This window comes from Sutcliffiella rhizosphaerae (assembly GCF_917563925.1).
Classification (GTDB): Bacteria; Bacillota; Bacilli; order Bacillales; family Bacillaceae_I; genus Sutcliffiella_A; species Sutcliffiella_A rhizosphaerae.
In genome coordinates this window covers 69,739-86,798 of record NZ_CAKJTJ010000001.1, presented here as the reverse complement: position 1 = coordinate 86,798, position 17,060 = coordinate 69,739, and the positions used below count along the sequence as shown (strand labels likewise).

The window sequence follows — 17,060 nt, the reverse complement described above, 5'->3', positions numbered from 1 at the left end:
TATTGTGAATGATATTTACAAAGTCGTTACTTTACGTTAATAATTGTAGGGGGTTTTTTATTGTAGTTTTTTGTCGACTGTAATTAAGCTTTTAGATTAAGGGGTTGAAAGTATTGGACTTGGATGTTCAAAAGATTATTTTTGAATTTATTGGTGGTCTTGGTATTTTTCTTTTCGGGATAAAATACATGGCTGATGGACTGCAAAAATCAGCGGGTGATAAGCTGAGGGATATTCTAGATCGTTTTACGACAAATCCGTTTATGGGTGTATTAGCGGGTATTTTTGTAACGGTTCTTATCCAATCCAGTTCTGGAACGACTGCCCTGACAGTTGGTTTAGTTAGTGCAGGGTTTATGTCTTTACGTCAAGCAATCGGTGTTATAATGGGTGCTAACATCGGTACGACTGTAACTGCTTTTATTATTGGGATAAAGATTGATGAGTATGCCTTACCAATCATTGCGGTAGGAGCAGTTCTTTTATTTTTCTTTAAAAACCACAAAATTCAATATCTAGGGCAAATCGTCTTTGGTTTTGGAGCTCTTTTCTTTGGGTTAAAAACAATGGGTAACGGTCTAAAGCCACTAAGTGAGCTGCAAGCATTTGCTGATCTTACCGTATCATTGAGTGATAATCCTATTTTAGGTTTAGTTGTAGGTACAGTATTTACGCTAATTGTTCAAAGTTCCACAGCAGCAATCGGTGTACTTCAACAGTTATATCAACAAGATGCAATTGAGCTTAGTGCTGCATTGCCTGTTTTAATCGGGGACAATATCGGTACGACAGTTACAGCAGTTCTTGCTGCAATCGGTACTAGTGTTGCTGCTAAACGTGCTGCTATGTCTCACGTAATGTTCAATGTAATCGGTGCGATTATTATTATGATATTCTTGATACCGTTTCAAATATTCATTGAGTATTTACAAGCAACGTTAAACCTGAATCCAGCAATGACCATTGCTTTTGCGCATGGTTCATATAACGTAGCGAATGTGATTATTCAGTTTCCGTTTATTGGTTTACTCGCCTTGATTGTAACGAAAATTATTCCTGGTGAAGACCATATTATGGAGTATAAGGCAAAACATCTAGACCCTATATTTATCGAGCAATCTCCTTCTCTTGCGTTAGGGCAAGCAAAAGAAGAAGTACTTAGAATGGGTGAATTCTCCATAGCAGGTCTAGAAACTAGTCACGAGTACTTAAAAACAGGAACGTCCAAATATGCTGAAAAAACATATCAAATAGAAGATGCCATTAACAATTTAGATCGTAAAATTACTGACTATCTTGTGAAGCTGTCTTCAAGTTCTCTTACCGATAATGAATCTGAAGAGCATTCTGTTTTAATGGATACAGTTCGCGATATTGAACGAATTGGAGACCATTTTGAAAATGTTGTAGAATTGGTTGATTACCAAATTCGAAACAAAGTGGAGCTTACAGAGGCTGCAGAAGTAGATCTTGAAGAAATGTTTAATTTAACAATTACTACAGTAAAAGAAGCAATTGAATCCTTAAAAACAAATAACAAAGAATTGGCTAATGATGTAAGGAAGAAAGAGGACCAGATTGATAAAATGGAACGCTCACTTCGTAAAAAACATATCATTCGTATGAATGAAGGCTTATGTACCGGACAAGCTGGAATCGTTTTTGTTGACATCATTAGTAACTTAGAACGTATTGGAGATCATGCAGTAAATATCGCTGAGGCAGTATTAGGTGAAGATCACGAATCTTTATAAGCATCCATTACGTATGGAAACCAGACTCTTTTTATAGGGTCTGGTTTTTAATATCATGAAGAGAAGGATGGTAAAATTGTGGATATATTATACTGGATAATTATTATCGCATTATTTGTTATAGCGTTTATTGGTCTTATCTATCCGATTATCCCGAGTGTTCTCTTTTTGTTGGGCGGGTTTATTCTTTATGGCATCTTTTTTTCTTTTGAAAAGCTAACCTTATTATTTTGGGTCATTACCGCTTTATTTGTTGTGTTACTATTTGTCGCAGATTATTTTTCAAATCTTTTAGGTGTTAGAAAATTTGGTGGTAGTAATGCTTCTATTTGGGGCAGTACGATCGGGCTGATTGTCGGGCCATTTCTGATTCCTGTTGCAGGAATCATCCTTGGACCATTCTTAGGGGCTATACTAGGAGAGATATTGTTTCAGAAGAGTGATTGGAAAACATCTGTAAAGGCAGGGTTTGGTTCTGTTGTTGGTCTTTTTAGCAGTGCAATCGTAAAAGGGATAATCCAAGGTATTATGATTGTTGTCTTCATCATTTTTATTTAATCAGCCATTTCTAAGACTAGTATAAAAGCATCATGAAGTGATTTAATAAGGTTATACTAAAATTGTTTAACTTAATTACTTTGGTGTAATAGCAATGATAGGACCTTAAAAGGAGTGAAAGAATTGAAATCAATAGGAGTATTGACAAGCGGTGGGGATTCACCTGGAATGAATGCAGCCGTTCGTGCTGTTGTTCGAAAAGCAATCTATCACAACCTCAATGTCTATGGCATTTATCAAGGGTATGCAGGATTAATGGATGGGAATATTAAAAAAATGGAGCTAGGTTCTGTTGGTGATATTATACATCGTGGAGGAACCGTTTTGTACACCGCAAGAAGCGAGCAATTTAAAGCATTGGAAGGACAACAAAAAGGAATGGAACAATTAAAGAAACACGGGATAGAGGGACTTGTGGTCATTGGGGGTGACGGTTCATACCGCGGGGCTCAAAAACTGACCGAACATGGATTTCCTTGTATAGGACTCCCAGGCACAATTGACAATGATATTCCTGGAACTGATTACACAATAGGTTTTAACACAGCTCTACATACAGTCATTGATGCTATTGATAAAATAAGGGATACAGCAACTTCACATGAACGCACTTTTATTATTGAAGTAATGGGGCGTCATGCAGGAGATATTGCACTTTGGGCAGGTCTTGCAGGTGGTGCGGAAACAATTATTATCCCAGAAATAGACTATAAATTGGCGGATGTCGTAGGAAGAATTCAAAATGGACAAAAACGTGGCAAGAAGCATACCATTATTGTTTTAGCCGAAGGAGTCAGCAATGGGATTGACTTTGCGAAACGGATTGAACAAGAAACTAATTTAGAAACACGCGTATCTGTTCTTGGTCATATTCAAAGAGGTGGAACGCCAACTGCGTTTGATAGAGTGCTGGCCAGCAGAATGGGTGGCCATGCTGTAGAATTACTAATGAGTGGAAAAGCTGGAAGAGCAGTTGGTATGGAGAGGAATATGCTTGTTGATTACTCATTCGATGAAGTCTTTTCCATGCCCCACAAAGTGGATGAAAGTATGTACCGCCTTTCACAAGAATTATCTATATAATAATAATCTTTTCTACTGGAGCAGATTGATTGAAAGATTGTACAAGTTTTGGTAATCTGAACATAACAGATATTAAGAAGCAATCTTCTTATGATTCTGAACCTTACATAAAAATTAGGAGGAGATAATTATGGCATACGAATTACCACAATTACCTTATGCTTATGATGCATTAGAGCCTCACATCGACAAAGAAACAATGAACATTCACCACACGAAACACCATAACACTTATGTTACTGGAATCAATGCTGCTTTGGAGGGTAACACTGAACTTCAAGGTAAAAGTGTAGAAGAGTTAATTTCTAACATGGAAGCTGTTCCTGAAAACATTAAGACTGCAGTTCGTAACCACGGTGGTGGCCATGCGAACCACAGCCTATTCTGGAATATCCTAACTCCTGGTGGTGCTTCTGCTCCAACTGGTGAATTGGCAGATGCTCTTACAAGCAAATTCGGTACATTTGAAAATTTCAAAGAAGAATTTTCAAAAGCTGCTGCTACTCGCTTTGGTTCTGGTTGGGCGTGGTTAGTAGTAAACAACGGTGAGCTTGAAATTACTAGCACACCAAATCAAGATTCTCCATTAATGGAAGGTAAAACACCTGTTCTTGGATTGGATGTTTGGGAGCATGCTTACTACCTAAACTACCAAAACCGTCGTCCTGACTACATCAATGCGTTCTTCAACGTTATTAACTGGGATGTAGTAGGTAAGCTTTACAACGAAGCAAAATAATTTTCTAGTGAAACCTCCGTATATTTTGATACGGAGGTTTTTTGTGGAAAGAAACATAAAATGATATAGTATTCAGTGTTCATATAAATTCTGAAACCTCCACTCTTTTTAGAAGCGGAGGTTTTTCTTTTTGTACATAACTCCCGTTTTTTTTAGCCACAATAAGCGTAGATAAAGGAGCGGGGTAATGATGGCAGTATTTAAAAAAATTATTGGTGATGTAGAGGTAAACAGAGACTTGATGCTACTATTAGTAATCGGGGGGCTATACTCACTCAGTATCGCCTTATCTAATACTTTTGTTAACGTTTATTTATGGAAACAATCCGGCGAATTTAGTCACTTAGGGTTTTATAATTTAGCAATCGTAGTGTTTCAACCACTTACCTTTATTCTGGCAGGAAGGTGGGCAAAAAAAATCGATCGTGTCATAGTGTTACGACTTGGTGTTGTATTCTTGGCACTTTTTTATTTGTTTGTCCTATTTATTGGAGATAAAGCATCTTCATACTTGTTGGTACTTGGAGCTTTATTAGGAATCGGGTATGGATTTTACTGGCTGGCCTTCAACGTATTAACGTTTGAAATAACAGAACCAGAAACTAGGGATTTTTTTAACGGATTTTTAGGGATATTGAATTCTGTAGGTGGGATGATTGGCCCATTTGCAGCGGGATTTATCATTTCGAGACTAGACAAATTCACTGGTTATACCGTTATCTTTTCTGTATCCCTTGTACTATTTTTTGCTGCTGTTATTTTTAGTTTGTTCCTAAAAAGACGTGGCGCAGAAGGTGTGTATGAACTAAAACGAATTCTCCATGAAAGAAAGAATAATCTTAACTGGAAATACATTACAAATGCTCATATTTTTCAAGGCTTAAGAGAGGGTACTTTTATTTTTGCCGTTTCCGTATTAGTTTTTATTACAACAGACAGTGAACTTGCTCTTGGTACATTCGGATTAATAAATTCCGCAGTAGCCTTTGTCTGTTACTACTTGGCTACACGATTGATCAAAAAACAGTATAGAAAGAAAGCGATACTTACAGGTGGATTAATACTATATGCCTCCATAGGCTTTTTAGTTTTTGACATTACGTATACGAAGCTGATTATGTATGCAGTGACCATTGCAATTGCTTATCCTTTGTTGCTCGTCCCATATGTCTCTCTAACATATGATGTAATCGGGAGAGGTTGGAGGGCAGCTGAAATGAGAATCGAATATATTGTAGTAAGGGAGTTATTTCTTAATATTGGAAGAGCAACGTCCATCATTTTGTTTCTCATAGCCGTTACATTCTTTGATACGGATAAAAGTATCTCAGTTCTAATGTGTTTTATCGGGGCGGGACATGCGCTAATCTATCCATTTGTGAGAAAAATCGACATGGATTCCCTTCAGCCAAATCAGCTAAATGAAGAACCACAACCAATTGTGACAACTTTAAGAGATGGAGAAGGAGAATCATCCCCATAATTCCATTTATTAATAGATATTTTTTTCAAATTCTTATACAATAAAGATAGACTGAAGACACCTAACCATACATCATTTAGGTGTCTCTTACTTTTTGGAAAAAATCTAAATGAAAAGGTGTATGGAATGACCAAACAGAAACAAAAAAAGAAGAAAAAAAATTATGTGCCGTCAAGATTGAATCTTTTGTTTTTTGCGGTATTTCTTCTTTTCTCCGCACTTATCCTTAGACTTGGATTTGTGCAAATTGTATTTGGGGAAGATTACCGAAAAGAAGTAGACAGAACTGAGAATGTAACCGTTAATACGCTCGTACCGAGAGGGAAAATATTCGATCGCTTTGAAAATGTCGTAGTGGATAACACTCCGTTAAATGCAATTACATATACGAGGATGCAAACTACCACATCGAAGGAGCAGCTAGAAGTAGCCAAAAAGCTTTCAGAGATAATCACGATGGATACGGATAATATACCGCTTCGGGATAGACAGGACTATTGGATACTAACTCGTCCAGAAGAAGCAGAAGCGCTCATTACAGATGAAGATAGGGATAAAGTAGCAAATGGAGAAATCGAGGAAAGTGACCTTTACCGCCTACAATTAGACAGAATTTCAGAAAGTCAACTAGCTGAAATTACAGAAGAGGAAGAGGAAGTACTTGCCATTTTCCGTGAATTTAATAGAGGCTATTCCCTTACTCCGCAAATTGTAAAAAACCGTGATGTATCAGCTAAAGAATTTGCAATGGTAAGTGAAATGTTATCTGAGTTACAAGGGGTAGACATTACAACTGACTTTGTGCGGTCTTACCAATTTGGCAGCACATTAAGCTCTATTTTTGGAAAAGTTTCAACTTCAGATTCAGGTCTGCCTAGCGAGCGTGTAGACGAATACCTTGCGCGTGGATATAATCGTAACGACCGAGTTGGCACGAGTCAGCTTGAAGCACAATATGAAAATGTCCTTCAAGGTAATAAAGCAAGAGTAAGAAATGTAACAGATACTGCAGGTAATCTACTTCATCAGGAGAAGGTTTTCGATGGGCAGCGCGGAAAAGATCTTATCCTTTCAGTGGATATGGAGTTTCAACAAAAAGTAGAAGAAATCTTGTCTAACGCAATAATTGAAACGAGAGCAAACCCGAGCGCTGGGGCGAGATTTTTGGACCGTGCATTTGTAGTCGTCATGAATCCGAAAACTGGCGAAGTGTTATCTTTGGCAGGGAAACAATTACTTCGAAATGAAGAAACGGGACAAATGGAAATCAATGATCATGCTTTAGGTGCTATACAGGAAGCTTACGAACCGGGATCTACCGTAAAGGGTGCAACAGTTTTGGCGGGTTATCAGCATGGAGTCATTGCCCCTTATTCTTCCTTTTATGATACACCACTTTATATTGGGAGAAGTGAAGCTGCACTAAGAAAGGCTTCCTATACGAACATGGGTAGTATTACAGATTTAACAGCTTTGGAACGGTCATCAAACGTATATATGTTCCGCATAGCCATGGCCATTGCAGGAGCAAATTATACCCCAAGGCAGCCATTATTTATTCCGCCTTCCGCTTATGATACATTCAGAGCATACCTTGCCCAATTTGGACTGGGAGTAGAAACGGGAATTGACTTACCAAGAGAGTCCTCCGGAGTAGAAGGTCCGGATAAAAGCTTACCTGGTCTATTGCTTGACTTGTCTATCGGACAGTATGATACGTATACAACGCTTCAACTTGCTCAATATGTTTCCACTATCGCTAATGGTGGCTATCGTATGAAGCCGCAGCTTGTTAGGGAAATAAGGGAACCGAGTAATGATGAAGGATTGGGACCAGTAGTTAAGCCTTTCCAACCAGAAGTACTCAATCGTGTGGATATGACAGATGCAGAAATTGCACATGTTCAAGAAGGCTTTAGACGTGTATATCATGGAACAAGTGGAACTGCCAAGAGTTCCACGGCAAAAAAATATAAGCCTGCTGGTAAATCAGGTACGGCAGAGTCAGTTTATAGGGTTCAACATGATGATGGTAGTAGATCAAATTATGAGACGCTAAACTTCAATCTAGTAGGTTATGCACCTTACGATGATCCGGAAATTGCATTTGCCATTATGGTTCCTTACGCTTCAACAGACTTTAATGTTACAGGGGGTGTAAGTACCCGTATTGGAGATGCGGTTATGGAAGCATATTTTGATTTGAAAAATAAGCGTGCTCAAGGTCAACCTAAGTTGGAAGATCAACAAACAGATGAAGAAAATGAAGAATTAACAGAAGATGATATAGAGTAAACTAGTTTTAGCCCGAAAGAATATCTTTCGGGTTTTTTATGTGCCAAAATTTATTCATTTTCCCCATAATTCGTGTAAATACTCCGCAAATAATCGACATTTACAAAATCTTTACACTTGATTCATACGGGATTAACACAGAAGTTATATTCTAATATTCGTAGGGCAAGATAACAGAAACATCAAACATATCCTTAGGGGGAATAATGAAATGAAAAGCTTTAAACGTTTTTTATTACTGGCTATCGTAGCATCTTTGGCAGTTTTTGCTGCAGCATGTGGTAGCTCCAACAGCGGATCTTCTGAAGGGGATCTTGAAGGTAGTGTCGTAATTGATGGATCTGGAACAGTATTTCCATTTATGTCTGTCGTGGCTGAGAAATACATGACTGAAGCGCAAGAAGGTGTTTCTGTTGAAGTAAGTCGCGCAGGAACTTCAGCTGGATTCAAAAAATTCTTAGTTGAAAATGGTACAGACTTTAATAATGCATCTCGTCATATTAAAGAAGAAGAATCAGCAGAAGCAGATGCACTTGGAATTGAAGTGAAAGAATTGAAAGTTGCCCTTGACGGTTTAACAATCGTTATTAACAAAGATAATGACTGGGCTACTGAATTAACAGAACAAGAGATTATTGATATTTTCTTAGCAGATGGAAATAAAACAAATTGGTCTGATGTACGTTCTGATTTTCCAAACGAGCCAATTAAAACATACGGTCCAAATGAAAACCACGGAACTTACGAGTTCTTCTGGGAAACGATACTAGAAAAGCAAGATTTAGTAGGTTCAGCTAACTTACAACAAGAATACTCTACTCTAGTTGATCTTGTTTCTAAAGATAAAAATGCAATTGGGTTTTTCGGTTATGGTTACTATGCTAGTAACACAGATAAATTAACAGCAGTAAAAGTAGACTTCGGAAACGGACCTGTTGAACCATCTCTTGATACAATTGCAGAAGATGGAGATTATGCTAACTTCACTCGTCCGGTATTCACCTACTTAAATACTGGTCTTGCAAAAGAAAAAGAACAAGTTTTAGATTTTGCTATCTATATGATGCAAAACGCACAAGAAGTAGCAGGGGAAACAGGGTTTGCTCCTTTAACAGATGAAGAAGTAAAAGCAACTGTTGAAGAACTTGAAGGATTAAAGTAAAACCTGTTTTGAAGGTGAGTGGCATTTTGCCTGCTCATCTTCTCTATGTTTGTAAGATAGGGTGAAGGATGAAAGGGGATTTCAAAATTGGCTAATCAAAAGGCTGACATTAGTGTAAGGGAGTTAATCAAACAGAATAAATCTACCCTTAACACTAATAGACTTATTGAAGCACTTGTTCCAAAATTCTTATTAGTAATTGCAACAATATCTATTTTCACCACAATAGGTATTGTTTTTACACTTTTATTTGAAACAGTTGAATTTTTTACAAGAGTTCCAATAGTTGAATTCTTTACTGGAACAGTACTTAAACCGTTAGGTGATAATGCACAGTTTGGTGTTTTACCTCTTATAACAGGTACTTTAATTTCTTCAGCAATAGCTATGTTTGTAGCAATTCCTATAGGTTTAATGTCTGCCATATTCTTAAGTGAATATGCATCTGATAGAGTAAGAAGGGTAGTAAAGCCTATTTTGGAAGTACTTGCAGGAATTCCAACAATTGTTTATGGATTTTTTGCATTCACTTTTGTTACACCTTTGCTGCAAAAAATCATACCTAGCTTGGAGCCAACAAACATTTTAAGTCCAGGGATTGTAATGGGAATCATGATCATTCCGATGGTTGCTTCATTATCGGAAGATGCGATGAGCTCCGTGCCAAACTCTATGAGAGAGGGTGCGTTGGCACTCGGTGCTACAAGATTAGAGGTTTCTTGGAAAGTAGTTGTTCCAGCAGCGATGTCTGGAATTGTTGCATCATTTGTTTTAGGAATTTCTCGTGCAATCGGTGAAACGATGATCGTAACGATTGCAAGTGGAAGCACGAAGAATTTTACGTTTGATGTTACACAATCAATGCAAACAATGACCGCATACATTGTGGAAGTTACCGGTGGGGATGCACCAGCTGGTTCAACTTTATATTATAGTTTGTATGCTGTAGCGATGACATTATTTTTATTCACTCTGATAATGAATCTTATCGCTCAGTATATCTCTCGCAAGTATAGGGAGGAATATTAAGATGAAGTATGTTGATGCTGAACAAGTTCAAAAGAAAATGAATGCAAGATTAACGGTAAATAGTATTGCAAAATCAATATTTTTAGTTGCAACATTAATTGGTCTTGTTGTTCTTGTTATTTTATTTTACCGTGTAATTTCACAAAGTATGGGCTGGATTGATCTTCAATTTATTACGAATAAACTTTCCACAATGCCTGAAAGAGCTGGAATTATGGGAGCTATTCTCGGTACGTTATGGCTGATGATTGTAGTTGCACCAATTACGCTGTTTCTTGGAGTAGGCACAGCAATCTACTTAGAAGAGTATGCTAAAAAAGGTCGTCTGCAGCGCTTTTTACAAATCAATATCTCTAATTTAGCCGGTGTTCCTTCCATCGTATTTGGTATATTGGGATTAACGATATTTGTAAGAGCAGCAGGGCTAGGAAATATTGTACTAGCTGGTGGACTTACGATGGCATTGTTAGTTCTTCCTATCGTGGTTGTGTCTAGTCAGGAGGCTATCCGCGCAGTTCCAGGATTTTTACGTGAAGCATCATATGGAATGGGTGCAACGAAATGGCAAACAATTAAAAATATTGTTTTACCAGCTTCGATACCGGGAATTTTAACTGGAACAATTCTAGCTTTATCTCGAGCTATTGGAGAAACTGCACCACTTGTTGTATTGGGGATTCCAGCATTATTAATTCCACTTCCTGATGGAATTTTTGATAAGTTTACAGTTCTCCCAATGCAAATATATTACTGGACAATAGATGCAGCGTTAGTTGCAGAATATGCAAACTTGGCAGCCGCTACTATCGTAGTTTTATTGTTCATCTTATTAGTAATGAACTCTATTGCAGTAGTTATCCGTAATAAATTCCAAAGAAGATATTAATTCAAGGAGGAATCATCCATGCAAATTGTGACATCAATGCGAGAGAGTATGAATGGAACATCTACTTCCGATACCCCTGTTGAAAAAAATATGGTTTACGAGACAAAGGATTTTCACTTATGGTACGGAGATAAATTGGCATTAAAAAACATTAATTTACCTATATATGAAAATGAAGTGACTGCAATCATAGGACCATCTGGTTGTGGAAAATCCACGTATATAAAAACATTGAATAGAATGGTCGAGCTTGTACCAACTGTACGTATCTCTGGTGATATTCTTTACAGGGATAAAAGCATTCTTTCGAAAACTTTTAAAGTTGAAGAATTACGTACAAGTGTAGGAATGGTATTCCAAAAACCGAACCCATTCCCAAAATCAATTTATGATAATATTGCTTATGGACCACGTATACATGGAATCCGAAACAAAAAAGTATTGGATGAAATCGTCGAAAAAAGCTTGCGTGGAGCAGCTATTTGGGATGAGGTAAAAGATCGATTAAAAGAAAATGCGTACGGTCTTTCTGGAGGACAACAACAGCGTATTTGTATCGCTCGCTGCCTTGCTATTGAGCCGGATGTAATTCTAATGGATGAACCAACATCTGCCCTTGATCCAATCTCTACTATGAAAGTAGAAGAGCTAGTTCAGGAACTGAAAAAAGAATACAGTATCGTTATCGTAACACATAATATGCAACAGGCAGCAAGAATTTCTGATCGTACGGCTTTCTTCTTAAATGGAGAAGTGATAGAATATACCGCAACAGATAAGCTTTTCTCAAATCCTTCTGACAAGCGTACAGAAGATTATATTACAGGTCGATTCGGATAAAAAACCAGAGAGGAAGAGTCGTGTGGTACAACGTCAATTTCATGTTGATTTAGAAACGTTAAGGGATAAATTGCTTGAGCTTGGTAGCCTTGCTGAGATTGCATTAGGAAAATCCATCAATGCATTAACGAATAAGAATATTGATTTAGCACTTCAGATTATCGAAGAAGATAACAAATCGGATCGTCTTGATGAAGAAATTAATGATTTTGCAATTCTTTTAATTGCAAAACAACAGCCTGTAGCGATTGATTTAAGAAGAATTTTCGTTGCTATAAAAATTTCCACAGATGTAGAGCGCATAGCAGATTTTGCAGTAAATATCGCTAAATCTACTATTAGAATTGGAAAAGACACAAAGCCATTATTATCACTTGAGAAGATTGAAAAAATGCATAACATTGCAACGGAAATGCTCTCTCTTGCTTTAAAGGCATATTACGATGAAGATGTTGTTCTTGCAAAAAAAGTAGCAGATATGGATGATCAAGTTGATGAGCTGTATGGACAAAATATTCGTGAGCTTCTTCAGTTAACGAAAGATCACCCTGATTTAATACCAGAAATTACACAGCTAAGCTTTATTTGCCGCTATATCGAACGGATGGCAGACCATACGACAAATATCTCAGAAAATATATTTTATTTAGTAAAAGGCAGTCACTATGTGTTAAATGACTAATGCCAAGAAAAGATTGGGACTATTCAGAAGATGATTTTTGTCTTCGTGTAGTTCTATTTTTTTTAAGAATGCTCATGGCTTTATGATAAGTTCAAAATATAAAAGAGGCTGGCAGAAAGTCAAATAACTTTCTGCCAGCCTCTTTTATTACTTAATTAAAACATCAGCAGCTTCCGGATAACTCATACCCTTTTTCATGGTGAATGTTCCAGAACGAACCTTTGTTGCAATTCCTTTTTCTTCTAGATACGCATCAAATTTCTTGTCATCTTCAATGATTCCTTTTTCGGAAAGAAGAGCGGTTATCTCATACGTTGCTAGTCCGTCAGGTATGACAATCTCAAAGGGTTTATTGGCTTCTTCTTCTTTATTCACTTCTTCTTTATTCACTTCTTCTTTTTCATCTGCTTCAGCAGAAGAATCTTTATCACTATCTTGATCTTTGTCGGCTTGTTCGTTTTCTTGGTTCTCTTCAGGTTCTATACTTGGTAAAAGCTTATTATATTCTTCTTTCGATAATAGATGCAACCCATTTTCTTCGACATATGTTGCAACATTTTCTTCATTTAAAGTAGTTGCACTAGTACTGACGATGGAATATGCGACACCCATAACTCCTGTTGCGAAAAGGATACCGATGGCAAATGCTCGTAAATTAACTCTCATTTGCTACATTTCCTTTAACATTTGCAGATTGAATGATCTCTTCGACTTTTTCAATAGATGTAGAAGTAAATTGTGAAATCTGTGAAGGAGTATAACCTTTTTGATAAAGAGAGATTGCCACATCTTTTTCACTTACAGAATGAATGGCGGATTCCTTTTTTTCATTAAATTTATGTAGAGGGGTGGATCCACCTAACAATTCCTCCTCTAACACTTTCATTTTTCTTTCCAACTTATACTTATCTTGAACCACATCAAAGGAAAGTTGTTCCATCTCTTTTTCCAAATCGGAAAATTTGTCATTAACAAAAAATGAAACGACAATTAACGCTACAGCGATAACAATCAAACTTATACTTACAATTAACATATTGTCACCTCATAAAAAGTATCTCTTCTTTTTATATCATAGGAGAAGAGATGTAAAAATACTCTTTCGACAAATTCCTCAAAAACAATCGACGATTTTGTGAACATTTTGTGACTACGGACATAAACTAGCGAATCAATTTATGCTTATTACATTAAAGTTTAAAAGACGACAAAATATGGCTGTTGTAGATTAAAAAAAATACGTGATAAGATGAAAGAAAGTGAGATTCATGGAGGTAGGAATTAATTATGATATGCCATGATGAAGCAAACGAATATTTGCACCTTACATTGAATGAGGACGGCAGCTGGAAAATAGATTGGAATATTGCCAATTGGAGAATTGAATTTGCTAATTTATACTTCAATGAATCAATTTCTCACACAACCATTCGATTAATTGCTTGGAAGGGAAACTTACAGACTAATGGGAATAAGGCATACTTCGTAGATATAATTGCTAAAGGTAGTAAAGGCAGTATAGTAATTACTGAATCCATCCCATTTACTAACGCACGTGCTGAAGTAGGTGCACGAATAAAAGAATCATTTTTTCCGTTTTTTCATACGTATGACATTCCGATCAAAAAGAGCATTAATAGTGATAGTGCTTATAAATGGACATTATTTGAACTAGTAGATAAACAGGAATTCGAGGCTTACACCTCTACTTATACATACTATAGTATGACGGGAGGTGTCCGAGCTGGAAAAACAAATTCTTGATAATATTTACCACTCTGTATCCTATAATGAATTCTATTCCAATAAATTTCCACATAATTATCAGGGAGATAATTGTAGTAATTATAACATTTTAATGCTTTCATGGGAGTTCCCACCTGCTGTGACTGGAGGCCTTGGGAAACACGTTTATGAGCTATCTAAACATTTGGTAACCTCAGGGCATAAAGTAATAGTCGTGACGCTTAATACACTTGGAGCACCCTCCTTTGAAGAAGTAGAGGGGATTAGAGTTCAAAGAATTAAAGATGTAAACCCTACTTATAAAGATTTCCATCTGTATATTGCCATGGTCAATATGAATATGGTAGAAACGGTCCGAAACCTTTCTAAAACTTATAATTTTGATATTATTCATGCCCATGACTGGCAGGTAGGCTTAGCTGCCAGAGCATTAAAGTCTTATCTTAACATTCCGCTAGTTACTACCATACATGCACTTGAACTAGGAAGAAGCAACTTGGAAACCATACTACAAAAAAGAACCTACATGTATGAATGCCAACTAATCCAAAACTCAAATAGCATAATCGTATGCAGTTCGTACATGAAAACAGTAATAGAAGAAAGTTATCATAGTAACACTGACATTCATGTTATCCCTAATGGTATAACGCATCATTCATTAAAAAGCAATAGTATGGAAGAATTCTTGAAGCAGTATGACTATTCTCACCTTATTCTCTTTTTAGGAAGGATGGTACCTGAAAAGGGGGTTGAAACCCTCCTTCATGCAGCAGAGGAAATAATCTCGTTATATCCAAGTTCATTATTTATTCTTGCAGGGAAAGGGCCGATGCTTGAAGTATACAAAAATATAGTAAAAAATAAAGATCTTGAAGAATCTATACTTTTTATTGGATTTTTGAATGAAAATGAAAAGGCGACAGCGCTTTATCATTGTGACATTTTAGTAGTGCCAAGTCTATATGAACCATTTGGGATTGTAGCTTTGGAAGGTATGGCTGCAAAAAAAACTGTCATTGCAGCAAAGACTGGAGGTTTAACTTCCATTATCTCAGATGAAAAAAATGGCCTTCTATTTGAACCAAGCGATGCCGTTGATCTTGCCGAAAAGCTAAAACATTTACTTAATCATCCTGTTTTATGCAGAAAACTTGGAGAAAATGCCAAGCAAGAAGTGAGAGAAAAATATAAATGGGAAGATGTAAGAGAGCATACAGAAGCACTATATACAGAAATAGTAACCACTTCTTCCATCAAGTAGGAGGGATAAGGAGATGAAGGCTGTTATTTTGGCGGGAGGGAAAGGTTCTCGCCTCCAACCGTTAACAATGAAGCTTCCAAAGCCCCTAGTACCACTTCTTAATAAACCTGTGATGGAATATAGCATTGAATTATTAAAGAAACATGGCATAAAAGATATCATTATTACTCTTCAATATTTAGGTGATAAGATTAGAGATTACTTTAGAGATGGAAGACACTGGGGAGTAAATATAACGTATGTATATGAAGATTTACCTCTAGGTACAGCTGGGAGTGTAAAAAATGCAGAACATTTATTGGAAGAACCTTTTCTTGTCATAAGTGGGGATGCATTAACCGATTTAAATTTGATGGACGGGGTGGAATATCACCATCACAACCATTCCTTGTTAACCATATTTATGAAAGAAGTCAAAAATCCAACCCAATTTGGCATCATGGTAACAGATGATCATGGCCATATAACCAATTTCCTCGAAAAGCCCCAAAAACATGAAATATTCAGTAATGTTGTAAATACTGGTGTATATGTGATCGATCCTTTTATGCTTTGTATGATGGAAAAAGGAAAAAGGTATGACTTTAGTACAGATATTTTCCCTAAACTGATAAAAGACGGCAAGTGTTTGCTTGGATATCATGCAACCGGATATTGGAAGGATATTGGCAGTCATGAGGATTATCGTCAGGCACAATATGATATGCTGGACAAAAAGGTTTGTGTTCATATCGGTGCAGAAGAGATACTTCCAAATTTATGGATTGGTTCCAATGTTCAAATGGAAAATAATGTTACAATTAACACTCCAGCCTTTATTGGGAACGACACTTATCTTGGAGATGAAGTTGTTATTGGGAAATACACGATTATTGGTAAAAGTAGCAGAATTCAAAATGGTTGTAAAATTAGTCGCAGTATCTTATGGGATGATGTGAATATTTATTCGACGAACAAATCTAGTATTAAAAATGTCACAGTGGCACCAAAACATCAAATAAGTGAAGGATATAAAGTAGGGGTTTCTCTAAAAATAAAAAACAAAAAGAATATTTCTCCTGTAGAAGCAGGGTAAAAAAAATAAGCAGACAGGAAATTCCTGGCTGCTTATTTTGTTTCACGGTGTACAGTTACTTTTTTCAATCTTGGGCTGTATTTTTTAAGCTCAAGACGATCTGGATTGTTACGTTTATTTTTAGTAGTGATATAGTTACGATCACCAGTTTCAGTACAAGCTAAAGTTACGTTAACGCGCATCATTATCCCTCCAAACATAAAAAGCTTTCCATTCAGACCTTACTATAATATCACTTATTATTGTTGAATGCCAGTTTTTTTTAAGAGATTACTCAATATATAATTGGCTAGCTCCAGCCCAAAGCCCTTGAGGTAATATGCTGAGACGTCAACCTACTATCTCACCAACTCTTCTTATGATTGAAGGGGATGGTCAAGGCGGGTGAGCTAGACACTTTTTGAACGATTCATAGTAATTAAAGCACTATTTTGGTATCTTTATATTCGCGGGTACTAAATGGG

Annotated in this window: 17 protein-coding genes; 14 read left to right on the top strand and 3 right to left on the bottom strand. The window is 36.7% G+C overall.

The window, feature by feature from the left end:
- Window positions 1-113: 113 nt before the first annotated feature.
- The 11 genes from LRP81_RS00450 to phoU all read left to right on the top strand — a co-directional run bounded on the left by LRP81_RS00450 (window position 114) and on the right by phoU (window position 12,511).
- Window positions 114-1,754 (top strand): Na/Pi cotransporter family protein, encoded by a 1,641-nt coding sequence (locus LRP81_RS00450; RefSeq protein WP_230499267.1) that lies wholly within the window; start codon window positions 114-116, stop codon window positions 1,752-1,754.
- 78 nt (window positions 1,755-1,832) lie between these two features.
- Entirely contained in the window at window positions 1,833-2,312 is a 480-nt protein-coding gene (locus tag LRP81_RS00445; protein ID WP_230499266.1) for a DUF456 domain-containing protein, read from the top strand.
- 123 nt (window positions 2,313-2,435) lie between these two features.
- Window positions 2,436-3,395, top strand: coding sequence for a 6-phosphofructokinase (gene pfkA, locus LRP81_RS00440; RefSeq protein WP_230499265.1), 960 nt, complete (start codon window positions 2,436-2,438; stop codon window positions 3,393-3,395).
- 130 nt (window positions 3,396-3,525) lie between these two features.
- Window positions 3,526-4,134 (top strand): superoxide dismutase, encoded by a 609-nt coding sequence (locus LRP81_RS00435; RefSeq protein WP_230499264.1) that lies wholly within the window; start codon window positions 3,526-3,528, stop codon window positions 4,132-4,134.
- Window positions 4,135-4,324: 190 nt separating this feature from the next.
- Window positions 4,325-5,617, top strand: a complete 1,293-nt coding sequence (locus tag LRP81_RS00430) for an MFS transporter (protein WP_230499263.1) — start codon at window positions 4,325-4,327, stop codon at window positions 5,615-5,617.
- A 126-nt stretch (window positions 5,618-5,743) separates the two neighbouring features.
- Entirely contained in the window at window positions 5,744-7,912 is a 2,169-nt protein-coding gene (locus LRP81_RS00425; RefSeq protein ID WP_230499262.1) for a peptidoglycan D,D-transpeptidase FtsI family protein, read from the top strand.
- A 211-nt stretch (window positions 7,913-8,123) separates the two neighbouring features.
- Complete coding sequence (locus tag LRP81_RS00420) at window positions 8,124-9,074, top strand: PstS family phosphate ABC transporter substrate-binding protein (RefSeq protein ID WP_230499261.1); 951 nt, start codon at window positions 8,124-8,126, stop codon at window positions 9,072-9,074.
- 87 nt (window positions 9,075-9,161) lie between these two features.
- The gene (pstC, locus tag LRP81_RS00415) at window positions 9,162-10,103 is read left to right on the top strand and encodes a phosphate ABC transporter permease subunit PstC (protein WP_230499260.1); all 942 of its coding nucleotides are present in this window, start codon (window positions 9,162-9,164) and stop codon (window positions 10,101-10,103) included.
- Between the two features lies 1 nt (window position 10,104).
- On the top strand, window positions 10,105-10,989 hold the full coding sequence (gene pstA, locus LRP81_RS00410; RefSeq protein WP_230499259.1) for a phosphate ABC transporter permease PstA: 885 nt from the start codon (window positions 10,105-10,107) through the stop codon (window positions 10,987-10,989).
- 48 nt (window positions 10,990-11,037) lie between these two features.
- Window positions 11,038-11,829, top strand: coding sequence for a phosphate ABC transporter ATP-binding protein PstB (gene pstB / locus LRP81_RS00405; protein ID WP_399206843.1), 792 nt, complete (start codon window positions 11,038-11,040; stop codon window positions 11,827-11,829).
- Window positions 11,830-11,851: 22 nt separating this feature from the next.
- A complete protein-coding gene (gene phoU / locus LRP81_RS00400) occupies window positions 11,852-12,511 on the top strand; it encodes a phosphate signaling complex protein PhoU (protein ID WP_230499258.1) in 660 nt (219 codons plus the stop codon).
- 147 nt (window positions 12,512-12,658) lie between these two features.
- Here the strand turns inward: phoU and LRP81_RS00395 are convergent, their stop codons facing one another.
- Together LRP81_RS00395 and LRP81_RS00390 are read right to left on the bottom strand one after the other, a co-directional pair.
- On the bottom strand, window positions 12,659-13,177 hold the full coding sequence (locus LRP81_RS00395) for an endolytic transglycosylase MltG (protein ID WP_230499257.1): 519 nt from the start codon (window positions 13,175-13,177) through the stop codon (window positions 12,659-12,661).
- Window positions 13,167-13,547, bottom strand: coding sequence for a hypothetical protein (locus tag LRP81_RS00390; protein ID WP_230499256.1), 381 nt, complete (start codon window positions 13,545-13,547; stop codon window positions 13,167-13,169). Before LRP81_RS00390 ends, LRP81_RS00395 begins: the two co-directional genes overlap by 11 nt.
- A 251-nt stretch (window positions 13,548-13,798) precedes the next feature.
- Here LRP81_RS00390 and LRP81_RS00385 point away from each other — a divergent pair, with 251 nt between their 5' ends.
- The 3 genes from LRP81_RS00385 (at window position 13,799) to LRP81_RS00375 (ending at window position 16,596) form a co-directional block, all read left to right on the top strand.
- The gene (locus LRP81_RS00385) at window positions 13,799-14,275 is read left to right on the top strand and encodes a hypothetical protein (protein ID WP_230499255.1); all 477 of its coding nucleotides are present in this window, start codon (window positions 13,799-13,801) and stop codon (window positions 14,273-14,275) included.
- 94 nt (window positions 14,276-14,369) lie between these two features.
- Window positions 14,370-15,521 (top strand): glycosyltransferase family 4 protein, encoded by a 1,152-nt coding sequence (locus LRP81_RS00380; protein WP_230499254.1) that lies wholly within the window; start codon window positions 14,370-14,372, stop codon window positions 15,519-15,521.
- Between the two features lie 13 nt (window positions 15,522-15,534).
- Window positions 15,535-16,596: a sugar phosphate nucleotidyltransferase gene (locus tag LRP81_RS00375; protein ID WP_230499253.1), complete on the top strand. Its 1,062-nt coding sequence runs from the start codon at window positions 15,535-15,537 to the stop codon at window positions 16,594-16,596.
- 32 nt (window positions 16,597-16,628) lie between these two features.
- Here LRP81_RS00375 and rpmG read toward each other — a convergent pair whose 3' ends face one another.
- A complete protein-coding gene (gene rpmG, locus LRP81_RS00370; protein WP_010194590.1) occupies window positions 16,629-16,778 on the bottom strand; it encodes a 50S ribosomal protein L33 in 150 nt (49 codons plus the stop codon).
- Window positions 16,779-17,060: the final 282 nt, after the last annotated feature.

Bases quoted from the DNA above. Each gene is read 5' to 3' on its own strand.
- LRP81_RS00435 (WP_230499264.1), top strand. From the start codon at position 3,526: ATGGCATACGAATTACCACAATTACCTTATGCTTATGATGCATTAGAG.
- LRP81_RS00430 (WP_230499263.1), top strand. From the start codon at position 4,325: ATGGCAGTATTTAAAAAAATTATTGGTGATGTAGAGGTAAACAGAGAC.
- LRP81_RS00425 (WP_230499262.1), top strand. From the start codon at position 5,744: ATGACCAAACAGAAACAAAAAAAGAAGAAAAAAAATTATGTGCCGTCA.
- LRP81_RS00420 (WP_230499261.1), top strand. From the start codon at position 8,124: ATGAAAAGCTTTAAACGTTTTTTATTACTGGCTATCGTAGCATCTTTG.
- pstA (WP_230499259.1), top strand. From the start codon at position 10,105: ATGAAGTATGTTGATGCTGAACAAGTTCAAAAGAAAATGAATGCAAGA.
- pstB (WP_399206843.1), top strand. From the start codon at position 11,038: ATGAATGGAACATCTACTTCCGATACCCCTGTTGAAAAAAATATGGTT.
- LRP81_RS00395 (WP_230499257.1), bottom strand. From the start codon at position 13,177: ATGAGAGTTAATTTACGAGCATTTGCCATCGGTATCCTTTTCGCAACA.
- LRP81_RS00390 (WP_230499256.1), bottom strand. From the start codon at position 13,547: ATGTTAATTGTAAGTATAAGTTTGATTGTTATCGCTGTAGCGTTAATT.
- LRP81_RS00385 (WP_230499255.1), top strand. From the start codon at position 13,799: ATGATATGCCATGATGAAGCAAACGAATATTTGCACCTTACATTGAAT.
- LRP81_RS00380 (WP_230499254.1), top strand. From the start codon at position 14,370: ATGCTTTCATGGGAGTTCCCACCTGCTGTGACTGGAGGCCTTGGGAAA.
- LRP81_RS00375 (WP_230499253.1), top strand. From the start codon at position 15,535: ATGAAGGCTGTTATTTTGGCGGGAGGGAAAGGTTCTCGCCTCCAACCG.
- rpmG (WP_010194590.1), bottom strand. From the start codon at position 16,778: ATGCGCGTTAACGTAACTTTAGCTTGTACTGAAACTGGTGATCGTAAC.